This is a genomic window from Bradyrhizobium sp. JR3.5, assembly GCF_054057015.1.
In genome coordinates this window covers 3215567-3227146 of record NZ_JBSRYV010000002.1, presented here as the reverse complement: position 1 = coordinate 3227146, position 11580 = coordinate 3215567, and the positions used below count along the sequence as shown (strand labels likewise).

Below are 11580 nucleotides of genomic sequence, written 5' to 3'. Positions count from 1 at the left end.
GCACCCCGGATGCGTTCGCCTTGCAGCGCAGCAAACCTAGGGCGCCTTCTCTACCTTCGCACCCGAGCTGGCTTCAAGGACGGGAAGCGGAATCTTGCCGAGCTCGATGATCGCCTTGTTGCGGCTGAACAGCTTCAGCTTGCGCAGGATCTCGGTGACATGCGCCTTCACGGTGGATTCCGCGAGCTTGAGCTCGGCGGCGATTTCGCGGTTCTGCAGGCCGCGGATGATCAAGTGAAGCACGCGGATTTGCTGCGGCGTCAGCTTCTGGATCCGCTCGCGCAGCGTCCGCGCCGTCTCGGACTGTTCCAGCGCGCCGACCGCGACGAAGTCCCGCGGCGCCGAGACCGATCCGCTCAGCACGCGCGCGATCGCCTGCGAGAGCTCGCCGAGCGAGGTCGATTTGGGCAGATAGCCGACCGCACCCATTTCCAGCGCCTCGCGGATGGTGTGCTTGTCCTCCTCGCTCGAGACGATGGCGATCGGCAGCCGCGGATAGCGATCCCTGATCTTCTGAAAGCCGGAGAAGCCGATGACGTCGGGCAGCAGCAGATCGAGCAGCGCGAGGTCGATATTCGGCTCGCTGGCGAGGATGCCAAGGGCCCCCTTGATCGAGGTGGCCTCATAAATCCGGGCATCGGGATGCGAGATGCGGATGGCGTTGCCAAGCGCCTCCCCAAACAGGGGGTGGTCGTCGATGATCAGGAACCCCATCATGAGGACCCTCGCACTGCTCGAGCCGTTTCCGTTCCGATTGAATCGGAACGGGGCACCCGATCCATGTTCTGATGCGTCTTCTTCACGCGAACCGGTATCCACTTCGCTTGAAAACGCTTCTATTGCCGATCGTAGCGGCTAGTTCGATCCGCCGGTATCCTGCACACTCTGCAGATAGGCATATACGCTTCTGAGTTCGTCGTCGCTGAAGACGTCCTTCCAGGCCGGCATGCCCTTGGCCGGCCGCCCGTCATGGACCGTCTTCCAGAAGGTCGACTCCATGTCATCAGCATAGCGCTTCTTGAGCAACCTGAGATCGATCTTTCGCTCGGCCTGCACCGCGTCCGGACCGTGGCAATGGGCGCAGGTGCCGTTGAAGACCTCCCGCCCCGCCGTGGCGTCGCCCTTGGCATCTCCGGCGGTCGCAGCGGTCTGGACCGGCTTCTCGGCCGAAGCCGCCTGCCCGACCGTGACGGGTTCGCCGGCTCCGACGGACGACGTCGTCGCCTGGTCTGCCTCGCCGAACTTCACCGGAGCGCCGTTCGGCACGCCGTATTTGGCAAACAGGGCGGAAATCTCCGGCTGCAGCGACGGCAGCACGGCGTCGACTTCATCGCGGAGCGCGCCGGACGCCTTGGCGAAGCCGATCGCGGTCGCCCAGAGCAGGCCGTCGCCCTCGGTCGAAACGATCTGGTACTTGTCGCCATAGGTGGTCTTGTTGAGCCACCCCGCCACCGGCGCCCAGATGAAGGCGATGTCGACCTTGCCCTGTTCGAGGGCCGCCATGCCCTCCTCCGGGCTGAGCACGGTGACCTTCTGGATGTCGTCACGGAGCGCCAGCAGATTTTGCGGGGTCGATTGATATTGCACCGCAACCCGCAATCCCTTGAGGTCGTCGATGCCGGCGAGCTTGCGATCCTTCGCGCGATCCCTGGCACCGACCAGCGCATAGCCTTCATGGGCGATCGGCTTGGAGAAGATCACCGCCGGCCCCATGAAATCGTCGACCAGCGGCAGGCCGACCATGGCGTCGCACTGCTTGCTGAGCAGCGTCTCCCGCACAGTGCGCTTGCCGAAATAGGACTTGTACCAGTTGGTGCTCACCGTGCGGCCGAGCTTTTGCGCCACCGCCTGGCCGATCTCGAGATAGAGGCCGGGCTTGCCCGGGTCGTCGCTCGAGAACGGCAGGTTGGTCGGGTCGGCGCAGAGCCGCAGCGGCGGTTTTGTCTCGTCGGCGCCGGCCGCCAGGGCCGGCACCATAAGCAGGGCGGAGAGCAGCACGGTCCGGATTGCATGTTCCAACCGCGTGTTGCGCGAGGGGGTGCGCAGTTCGTTTCGGGCGATGCAGGACACGGACAATGCTGCCTCCTTGACGATCGTTATTGCAGGGCGAACACGAACAGCGAGCCGCCTTCCGGCGCCGCGGCGACCATCTTCTTGCCGATGTCACCGAGGAAGGCCGGCAGCGCCGCGGTGCGTCCGACCACGATCGCGACATACTGCTTGCCGTCGACCGAATAGGTCACGGGACCGGCGCCGATGCCGCTGCCGAGGTTCTTGCTCCACAGCACCTTGCCGTTCTTGGCATCGATGGCGCGGAAGTCGCCATGCAGGTTGCCGGAGAACACCAGATTGCCGCCAGTCGTCAGCGTACCGCCGTTGAAGGGCAGGTCTTCCTTGATGCTCCACACCTTCTTATTGGCGATCGGATCCCAGGCCACGAGTTCGCCGAGGAAGCCGCCGGGGCCCGGCTTGGTGGGGAATTCGGCGCCGAGATAGAACACGCCGCGCTTGTAGTTCACGTCAGAGACCGACCAGTCCATGCACACATTGTTGCTCGGGATGTAGACGAGGCCGGTCTGCGGGTTGAACGACATCGGCTGCCAGTTCTTGCCGCCGATCAGGTTCGGGCAGATGTCCTTGGCGGGATGGCCGGGGCCGGGACGCTTGTCCGGATCCTCTTCCGCCCGCATCGTGTTGATGTCCCACTTCTTGGCCCAGTTGGCGAAGACGTATTTCTCGGCCGAGATCATCTTGCCGGTCTCGCGGTTGGCCACGAAGAAAAAGCCGTTACGATCCGCCTTCATCAGGACCGGCGTCTCGGCGCCCTTGATCTTGAGGTCGGCGAGCAAGAGCTCGTTGACGCCGTCATAATCCCAGGCGTCGGCCGGCGTGCCCTGGATGTGCCACTTGATCTTGCCGGTGTTGGGATCGATCGCCAGCGTCGAGGCCGTGTAGAGGTTGGTCAGCTTGCCGAAATTGCCGTCGCCGGTGGAGCGCACGCCGGTATTCCACGGTCCCGGATTGCTGGTACCCCAGTAGACCGTGTCGGACTTGGCATCGTAGGAGCCGACCAGCCAGGCGGCGCCGCCGCCATGCAGTCCGGTGTCGCCCTTCCAGGTGTCACTGCCGGGTTCGCCCGGCGCCGGCACCGTGTAGGTCTGCCAGAGCAGCTTGCCATCCTTGAGCGAGAAGGCCTGCAACGAGCCGCGGACGCCATATTCGCCGCCGCCGAAGCCGGTGATCACCTTGTCGCGGACGATGAGCGGCGGCGAGGTGATGACCGAGCCCTGCTTGTAGTCCACGACGGTCGAGGTCCAGAGCTCCTTACCGCTCTCGGCATCGAGCGCGGTCAGCTTGCCATCGAGCCGGCCGACGAAGATCTTGCCGTCGGCATAGGACACGCCGCGATTGTTGACGTCGCAGCAGGCGTATTGCAGCACGTCATCCGGAATATCGGGCTGCCAGGTCCATTTGCGCGCGCCGGTCGCGGCATCGACTGCATAGACGTATTTCGGCCCCCACGACGTCGACACATACAGCGTCTTGCCGATCACCAGCGGCGACGACTCGTTGGAGCGCAGCGAGGCCAGCGACAGCGAATAGACCAGCTGCAGCTTGCCCGCATTCTCGGAATTGATCTGCTTCAGCGGGCTGAACCGCGTATTACCGTAGTCGTGGCCGGCGATTGCCCATCCGTTCGGATCGGACGCCGCCTTCACGACGGAATCATTCGCTTTCGACGCGCCAATGCTTGCCATCACCATGGCGACCAGCGACACACCGGCAAAGAAAATCCCGCTCCTCAGCTTCATTGGCTTCCTCCAATATGGTTTCGTTGCCGCGATGGATGCATCGCGCGCGCGGATCGATACCCAATTTCATGAACCAGCGATCTTCTGTCGCTGCGTCGGCGATGAAAATGACAGCAACGCTATTGCGTCGTTATAGGCGGAAGGTAGTAGCAATCGCGGCGGCGATTTTGACGCGCCGCAGGCGCCATTGATCTGCGGAAAACCGCTTGCACTGCGGGGTGATTTCATCGCGCCGGAGCGTGCTCCCGGCAGCTTGCAAATTGCTCATTGAACGGCTGCCTGCTAGGATCGAAAGTACAGCCCGGCGCCTTCACGACAGGGCCGCACCTACGACTTTGATCGCGGTTACGTCCCATATGAAGCGTGGTCTACTGGGCCCATAACGAAGCTATTGGGAGAAACGCGTGTCTACAGTCAAACTGACGGTAAACGGCAGGGCGGTTTCGGTCGACGTCGAGGACCGGACCCTCCTCGTGCATCTCTTGCGCGAAAACCTCAACCTCACCGGCACCCATGTCGGCTGCGATACCAGCCAGTGCGGCGCCTGCGTCGTCCATGTCGATGGGCGGGCGGTCAAATCCTGCACCATGCTGGCCGGCCAGGCCGCGGGCTCCAACGTCACCACGATCGAAGGCCTCGCCAAGGGCGACGAGCTGCACCCGATGCAGGCGGCGTTCCGCGACAATCACGGCCTGCAGTGCGGCTATTGCACCCCCGGCATGATCATGTCCGCGGTCGATATCGTGCACCGCCATGGCGGCAAGCTCGACGAGGAAACGGTTCGCCACGAGCTCGAAGGCAACATCTGCCGCTGCACCGGCTACCATAACATCGTCAAGGCGGTGCTCGATGCAGCCGGCCGTATGAAGGTCGCGCAGGCCGCCGAATAGCCGGCCCACGCAGTACACACGATCAAGCTCATCACCGCCGGTCTCGATGGAAACGGCGGCAAATCGAATCTCCGTCGGGAGGACTAGACTATGGGTGTTGAAGGAATTGGCGCACGAGTCGTGCGCAAGGAAGATCGCCGGTTCATTACCGGCCAGGGACGTTATGTCGACGACGTCAAAATGGTGGGCATGAGCTACGCTCACTTCATCCGCAGCCCGCATGCACATGCCAAGGTAAAGGGCATCAACTCCGCCGAGGCCATGAAGATGCCCGGCGTGATCGCGGTGCTGACCGGACAACAGATCGTCGACGACAAGGTCGGCAATCTGATCTGCGGCTGGGCCATCACCTCGAAGGACGGCTCACCGATGAAAATGGGCGCGTGGCCGGCGATGGCGCCGGAGACCGTGCGCTTCGTCGGACAGGCCGTCGCGGTCGTGATCGCCGAGACCAAGAACCTGGCCAAGGACGCGGCGGAAGCCGTCGTCGTCGACTACGAAGAACTTCCCGCGGTGGCCGACGTCAGGGCCGCGATCAAGTCGGGCGCGCCGCAACTGCATCCCGAAGCCCCCGGCAACATCGTCTATGACTGGCACATCGGCGACGAAGCCGCGGTCGGCGACGCCTTCAGCAAGGCCGCCAACGTGGTGACGCTCGAGCTCACCAACAACCGCCTGGTGCCGAACGCGATGGAGCCGCGCGCGGCGATCGCACAATATGACCAGGCCGAAGAGCACTACACGCTCTACACCACCTCGCAAAATCCGCACGTCGCCCGCCTCGTGCTGTCGGCGTTCTACAACATCGCGCCCGAGCACAAGCTGCGCGTGATCGCACCCGACGTCGGCGGCGGCTTCGGCTCCAAGATCTACATCTATCCGGAAGAGATGGTGGCGCTGTGGGCCTCGAAGAAGGTCAATCGCCCGGTGAAGTGGACCGGAGACCGTTCCGAGGCCTTCCTGACCGACGCGCATGGCCGCGACCACGTCTCGAAGGCGGAGATGGCGTTCGACAAGGACAACAAGATCCTTGGCCTGCGGGTGAAGACCCACGCCAATTTCGGCGCCTACATGTCGCTGTTTTCCTCGGCGGTGCCGACCTATCTCTACGCGACGCTGCTGTCGGGCCAGTATGTGATCCCAGCGATCTATGCCGAGGTGACCGGCGTCTACACCAACACCACGCCGGTCGACGCCTATCGCGGCGCCGGCCGCCCCGAGGCGAGCTATCTGCTCGAGCGCATGATGGAGACGGCGGCGCGGCAGCTGAAGGTCGACCCAACCGAGCTGCGCAAGAAGAACTTCATCAACCAGTTTCCGTATCAGACGCCGGTGATCATGGCGTATGACGTCGGCGACTTCCACGCCTCGATCGATGCGGCGATGAAGGCAATCGACTATGCCGGCTTCCCGGCCCGCAAGGCCAAGGCCAAAGCCAGTGGCAAGCTGCGCGGCATCGGCGTCTCCTGCTACATCGAGGCCTGCGGCATCGCGCCGTCGAAGGCGGTCGGCAGCCTCGGGGCCGGCGTCGGCCTGTGGGAATCGGCGGAAATCCGTGTCAATCCGGTCGGCACCATCGAGGTGCTCACCGGCTCGCACAGCCACGGCCAGGGCCACGAAACGACGTTCTGCCAGATCATCGCCGAGCGGCTCGGCGTGCCGATCAGCCAGGTGTCGATCGTCCACGGCGACACCGACAAGGTGCAGTTCGGCATGGGCACCTACGGCTCGCGCTCGATCGCGGTCGGCGGTGCGGCGATCGTGAAGGCGATGGAGAAGGTGGAAGCCAAGGCCAAGAAGATCGCGGCGCATGCGCTCGAGGCTTCCGAGAGCGACATCGTGATCGAGAACGGCGAGTTCAAGGTCACCGGCACCGACAAGGCGATCGCGCTGCCGATGGTCGCACTCGCGGCCTACACCGCGCACAACCTGCCCGACGGCATGGAGCCCGGCCTGAAGGAGACGGCGTTCTACGACCCGACCAACTTCACCTTCCCGGCCGGCGCCTATATCTGCGAGCTCGAGGTCGATCCAGGCACCGGCAAGACCACCTTCGTCGACTTCGTGGCGGCGGACGATTTCGGCCGGCTGATCAACCCGATGATTGTCGAAGGCCAGGTCCATGGCGGCCTTGCGCAGGGCATCGGCCAGGCGCTGCTCGAGGGCGCGGTCTATGACGACACCGGTCAGCTCGTGACCGCGTCGTTCATGGACTACACCATGCCGCGCGCCGACGACCTGCCGTCGTTCCAGCTCTCCCACACCACGACGCTGTGTCCGGGCAACCCGCTCGGCGTCAAGGGCTGCGGCGAAGCCGGCGCGATCGGCGCCTCTGCTGCCGTGATCAACGCGATCACGGACGCCATCGGCAACAACAAGCTGGAAATGCCGGCGACGCCCGATCGCGTCTGGCACGCCATTCACGGTTGAGGGAGGAAGAGCCATGTACGAGACAAATTATCACCGCGCTTCCTCGGTCGCCGACGCCGCAGCCACGTTTGCCAAGGGCACGGAATCAAAATTCCTTGCCGGCGGACAAACCCTGCTCCCCGTGATGAAGCAGCGTCTCGCCGCCCCGTCCGACGTGATCGACCTTTCCAAGGTGCAGGAGATGATCGGCATCGAGGTTTCGGGCGACACCGTCACCATCAAGGCCGCAACGCCGCATTACGATGTGGCGCAAAGCGATGCGGTCAGGAAGGCGATCCCGGCGCTCGCCAATCTGGCGTCGATGATCGGCGATCCCGCCGTGCGCTATCGCGGCACGATCGGCGGCTCGCTCGCCAACAACGACCCGGCGGCGGATTATCCGGCGGCGGTGCTGGCGCTCGGCGCGACGGTCAAGACCAACAAGCGCTCGATCCCGGCGGATGACTTCTTCAAGGGCCTGTTCACGACGGCGCTCGAGGATGGCGAGATCATCACGCAGGTCACGTTCCCGATCCCGGCCAAGGCGGGTTATGCCAAGTTTCCGAACCCGGCCTCGCGCTTTGCCCTGACTGGCGTGTTCGTCGCCAAGACCAAGTCGGGTGACGTCCGCGTCACCGCGACCGGTGCATCGCAAAGCGGCGTCATGCGGGTGGGGCCGATCGAGCAGGCGCTGAAGGCGAATTGGGCGGCCTCGGCGCTCGATAGCGTCACGATCGCGGCGAGCGGCCTGCTCGCCGACATCCACGGCTCGGCGGACTACCGCGCGAATCTGGTGAAGGTGATGGGACAGCGGGCAGTGACTGCCGCCGGCTGATAGCGCCTAAACACAAGTCGAGCGGCGGCGCGCAGCGATGCGCGCCGTTCGCGTTCTACCGGCGCCTCGTTTTACCGGCACGTCGGGGCAAAAGACGCTTGCCTCATCGCGCGTTCGGCGAGACAATTTAGCTAATCAGCTAATTAAAAATACCGTCCCACGGACGGCTGGGAGAAGGCATGACATTCGGCACCAAGCCAGCCGCAAACACCTCAGCCGCTTAACGCCCCACAACGAACGGATAACAACGTGCTCGATAAACCTGCCTCCCAAACCGCCGCTCGCATTTCGGGCCCGCTCGCCGGCTTCCGCATCGTCGAATTCGCCGGCATCGGCCCCGGCCCGTTCGCCTGCATGCTGCTCGCCGACATGGGCGCCGAGGTCATCACCCTCGATCGGGTCGGCGCCGGCAAGAATTTGAAGGCGGTGGCCACCCGTGGCCGCAAAGTCATCGAGCTCGACCTCAAGAACAAGGCGGCGATTGCTGAAGTGCTCGACCTGCTCAGCCATGCCGATGCACTGATCGAAGGCTTCCGTCCCGGCGTGATGGAGCGTCTCGGTCTCGGCCCCGACGTCGTGCTCGCGCGCAATCCCAAGCTGGTCTTCGGCCGCATGACCGGCTGGGGCCAGGAAGGCCCGCTGGCGAACGCCGCCGGCCACGACATCAACTACATCTCGATCACCGGCGCACTCGCTGCGATCGGCACCAAGGAGAAGCCGGTGCCGCCGCTCAACCTGGTCGGCGATTTCGGCGGCGGTGCGCTCTACCTCGTGGTCGGCGTGCTCGCCGCGCTGCTGGAAGCGCAGAAGTCCGGCAAGGGCCAGGTGGTGGATACCGCGATGTGCGACGGCGCAGCCTCGCTGATGTCGATGTTCTACGACATGGCCGCGCAGGGCCGCTGGAGCGGCGGCCGCGACCAGAATTTCCTCGACGGCGGTGCGCATTTCTACGGCGTCTACGAATGCTCCTGCGGCAACTTCATCTCGATCGGCTCGATCGAGCCGCAGTTCTATGCGCTGCTGCGCAAGCATGCCGACCTGACCGACGCCGACTTCGACGCGCAGATGGACCGCAAGGCCTGGCCGGCGCTGAAGGCCAAGCTGGAAAAGGTGTTCAAGAGCAAGTCGCGCGCGGACTGGTGCGGAATCATGGAAGGCACCGACATCTGCTTCGCGCCGATCCTGACCATGGAGGAAGCCCCCAAGCATCCGCATATGGCCGCCCGCCAGGTGTTCGTCGAGCGCCACGGCGTCACCCAGCCCGCCCCTGCGCCGCGCTTCTCGCGCACGCCGTCGGCGATCCGCGAGCCGGAGCTGGCCAGCATCGGTGACGTGGCGAACGCGTGGAAGGCGGGAAAATAGCCTCCTCCACCGTCATTGCGGGGAGCGAAGCGAAGCAATCCATATCTCCGCGAGCGGCGAGATGGATTGCTTCGCTTCGCTCGCAATGACCAGGCTACGCCGCGACCAGGTCCGCGCAGCTACGCCGCGTGATCGACCTTCAGCACGCCGCGGCGGATCTGGTCTTCCTCGATCGATTCGAACAGCGCCTTGAAGTTGCCTTCGCCGAAACCGTCGTCGCCCTTGCGCTGGATGAATTCGAAGAAGATCGGCCCGATCGCATTCGCCGAGAAGATTTGCAGCAGCACCTTGGTCTGGCCGCCGTCGACCACGCCTTCGCCGTCGATCAGGATGCCGTTGCTCTTGAGCCGCACGACGTCCTCGCCATGCTGCGGCAGGCGGGCATCGATCCGCTCGAAATAGGTGTCGGGCGGCGACGGCATGAACGGCAGGCCGTCCGCGCGCAGCGTCTCGACGGTCGAATAGATGTCGCGCGCGCCACAGGCGATGTGCTGGATGCCCTCGCCGTGATAGGTGTTGAGATATTCCTCGATCTGCCCGGAATCGCCGGCATCCTCGTTGATCGGGATCCGGATCTTGCCGTCCGGGCTGGTCAGCGCGCGCGAGAACAGGCCGGACGCGCGGCCCTCGATGTCGAAGAAGCGGATCTGGCGGAAGTTGAACAGCTTGGCATAGAAGCCGGTCCAGACATCCATGCGGCCGCGATGGACGTTGTGGGTGAGATGATCGACGTAATACAGGCCTGAGCCTGCGGGACGCGGATTCTTCTCTCCGAGCCACTCGAACTCGGCATCATAGGCCGAACCCTTGGCGCCGTAGCAGTCGACGAAATACAGCAGGCTGCCGCCGATGCCCTTGATCGCGGGCACATCGAGCGTCTTCGCCGCGGACGACACATCCGCCGGCTCCGCGCCGAGCGCGATCGCGCGCTCATAGGCATGCTTGGCATCGACCACGCGGAACGCCATCGACGGCGCGCAGGGGCCGTGCGCGGCGACGAAGTTGAAGCCGTGGCTGCCGGGCTCCTCGTTGACGAGATAGTTGATGTCGCCCTGGCGGTAGACCGTGATCGCCTTGGTCTTGTGGCGGGCGACCGCGACAAAGCCCATCAGCTTGAACAGGGCATGCAGCTCGGCCGGATTGGGATGGGCATATTCGACGAACTCGAAGCCGTCGGTGCCCATCGGGTTGTCGGCGCTGATCTCGGCCGGCGGCGCGTCGTGCGGAAACGGCCCCATGGCGGTAACTCCCTGATTTGTCTGGAGATCAGTTTCCGTCACCTGCTGCGCAACGTGCGTGCAAAATGGCCCCTGATTTGTTAGAATCGCACACGATCCGTGCATGAAATGGACATTTTACGCATGCCAGACGTCGACGCCTTCGACCTCAAAATGCTGGCCGCGCTACAGGACGACGGCCGGCTCACCAACCAGCAGCTTGGCCGACCTGGTCGGGCTGTCAGCCTCACAATGCTCGCGGCGACGGATGCGGCTGGAGGAGGAGAAGGTGATTTCCGGCTACCATGCCGACCTCGCCGGCGAAGCGCTCGGCTTCGGCCTGATTGCCTTCATCCACATCACGCTCGCGACCCACTCGCCCGACAACGCCAAGCGGTTTCGCGAGCTGGTCAACCGCGTTGACGACATCCAGGAGGCCTATGCACTGACCGGCGATGCCGATTACGTGCTGAAGGTGATGCTGCGCGACCTGAAGAGCCTGTCCGACATCGTCAACAACGTGTTGATGCCGCACCAGAGCGTGGCGCATGTGCGCTCCTCGATCGTGCTCGACCGCCTGAAGGAGAGCACCAAGCTGCCGCTGAAGGCGTTACCGACCTAACCTGGCGCAAATCGAGGGAATTCCGTCATTCGCTTCGGTGGCACGACCTGCGATCATTCCACCAACATCCAGTTAGAGAGACGACCATGGCGCTGCAGCTGCGACCGAACTGCGAATATTGCGACAAGGACCTGCCACCGAGCGCTGTCGACGCCCGGATTTGCTCGTATGAATGCACGTTCTGTGCGGATTGCGCGGAGACGAAGCTCGGCAATGTCTGCCCGAACTGCGGCGGCGGCTTCGCGCCGCGGCCGATCCGGCCCGCCAAGCCGTGGCGGCCGGGCGTCTGCATCGCGAACCAGCCGCCGTCGGACCAGCGGGTGCATTTGAAATACAGCCTCGAGGACTGCGCGGCGAATACGGCGCGGCTGAGGGATGTCAGGCCCGAGGAGCGGTGAGGTTCCTCTCGTCATTGCGAGCGAAGCGAAGATTC

At 64.1% G+C, this 11580-nt stretch carries 10 protein-coding genes and 1 pseudogene; 7 read left to right on the top strand and 4 right to left on the bottom strand.

Going from position 1 to position 11580, the window contains the following annotated elements; translation table 11 throughout:
• Nucleotides 1-36: 36 nt before the first annotated feature.
• The 3 genes from ACVWW1_RS32355 to ACVWW1_RS32345 form a co-directional block, all read right to left on the bottom strand.
• A complete protein-coding gene (locus ACVWW1_RS32355; RefSeq protein ID WP_456658661.1) occupies nucleotides 37-717 on the bottom strand; it encodes a response regulator in 681 nt (226 codons plus the stop codon).
• A gap of 138 nt (nucleotides 718-855) precedes the next feature.
• Nucleotides 856-2070, bottom strand: coding sequence for a c-type cytochrome (locus ACVWW1_RS32350; protein ID WP_456660725.1), 1215 nt, complete (start codon nucleotides 2068-2070; stop codon nucleotides 856-858).
• Between the two features lie 26 nt (nucleotides 2071-2096).
• Complete coding sequence (locus ACVWW1_RS32345; RefSeq protein WP_207833871.1) at nucleotides 2097-3764, bottom strand: PQQ-dependent dehydrogenase, methanol/ethanol family; 1668 nt, start codon at nucleotides 3762-3764, stop codon at nucleotides 2097-2099.
• On the opposite strand from ACVWW1_RS32345, the gene ACVWW1_RS32340 reads away from it, so the two are divergent.
• From ACVWW1_RS32340 to ACVWW1_RS32320, 5 genes are all read left to right on the top strand, one after another.
• Nucleotides 3748-3948 (top strand): hypothetical protein, encoded by a 201-nt coding sequence (locus ACVWW1_RS32340; RefSeq protein WP_224924731.1) that lies wholly within the window; start codon nucleotides 3748-3750, stop codon nucleotides 3946-3948. The genes ACVWW1_RS32345 and ACVWW1_RS32340 overlap by 17 nt on opposite strands.
• 268 nt (nucleotides 3949-4216) lie before the next feature.
• Complete coding sequence (locus tag ACVWW1_RS32335; protein WP_097675807.1) at nucleotides 4217-4702, top strand: (2Fe-2S)-binding protein; 486 nt, start codon at nucleotides 4217-4219, stop codon at nucleotides 4700-4702.
• A 90-nt stretch (nucleotides 4703-4792) separates the two neighbouring features.
• Nucleotides 4793-7132: a xanthine dehydrogenase family protein molybdopterin-binding subunit gene (locus tag ACVWW1_RS32330; protein ID WP_456658660.1), complete on the top strand. Its 2340-nt coding sequence runs from the start codon at nucleotides 4793-4795 to the stop codon at nucleotides 7130-7132.
• 13 nt (nucleotides 7133-7145) lie between these two features.
• The gene (locus tag ACVWW1_RS32325; RefSeq protein WP_207833872.1) at nucleotides 7146-7946 is read left to right on the top strand and encodes an FAD binding domain-containing protein; all 801 of its coding nucleotides are present in this window, start codon (nucleotides 7146-7148) and stop codon (nucleotides 7944-7946) included.
• Between the two features lie 249 nt (nucleotides 7947-8195).
• Nucleotides 8196-9308, top strand: coding sequence for a CaiB/BaiF CoA transferase family protein (locus tag ACVWW1_RS32320; RefSeq protein WP_456658659.1), 1113 nt, complete (start codon nucleotides 8196-8198; stop codon nucleotides 9306-9308).
• A gap of 119 nt (nucleotides 9309-9427) precedes the next feature.
• Here ACVWW1_RS32320 and hppD read toward each other — a convergent pair whose 3' ends face one another.
• Nucleotides 9428-10546: a 4-hydroxyphenylpyruvate dioxygenase gene (gene hppD, locus ACVWW1_RS32315; protein WP_456658658.1), complete on the bottom strand. Its 1119-nt coding sequence runs from the start codon at nucleotides 10544-10546 to the stop codon at nucleotides 9428-9430.
• A 123-nt stretch (nucleotides 10547-10669) separates the two neighbouring features.
• Here hppD and ACVWW1_RS32310 point away from each other — a divergent pair.
• Nucleotides 10670-11147: pseudogene (locus ACVWW1_RS32310) on the top strand (Lrp/AsnC family transcriptional regulator).
• An 86-nt stretch (nucleotides 11148-11233) separates the two neighbouring features.
• Nucleotides 11234-11545 (top strand): DUF1272 domain-containing protein, encoded by a 312-nt coding sequence (locus ACVWW1_RS32305; protein ID WP_456658657.1) that lies wholly within the window; start codon nucleotides 11234-11236, stop codon nucleotides 11543-11545.
• Nucleotides 11546-11580: the final 35 nt, after the last annotated feature.

Bases quoted from the DNA above. Each gene is read 5' to 3' on its own strand.
- ACVWW1_RS32305 (WP_456658657.1), top strand. From the start codon at position 11,234: ATGGCGCTGCAGCTGCGACCGAACTGCGAATATTGCGACAAGGACCTG.
- hppD (WP_456658658.1), bottom strand. From the start codon at position 10,546: ATGGGGCCGTTTCCGCACGACGCGCCGCCGGCCGAGATCAGCGCCGAC.
- ACVWW1_RS32330 (WP_456658660.1), top strand. From the start codon at position 4,793: ATGGGTGTTGAAGGAATTGGCGCACGAGTCGTGCGCAAGGAAGATCGC.
- ACVWW1_RS32340 (WP_224924731.1), top strand. From the start codon at position 3,748: ATGCTTGCCATCACCATGGCGACCAGCGACACACCGGCAAAGAAAATC.
- ACVWW1_RS32355 (WP_456658661.1), bottom strand. From the start codon at position 717: ATGATGGGGTTCCTGATCATCGACGACCACCCCCTGTTTGGGGAGGCG.
- ACVWW1_RS32345 (WP_207833871.1), bottom strand. From the start codon at position 3,764: ATGGTGATGGCAAGCATTGGCGCGTCGAAAGCGAATGATTCCGTCGTG.
- ACVWW1_RS32325 (WP_207833872.1), top strand. From the start codon at position 7,146: ATGTACGAGACAAATTATCACCGCGCTTCCTCGGTCGCCGACGCCGCA.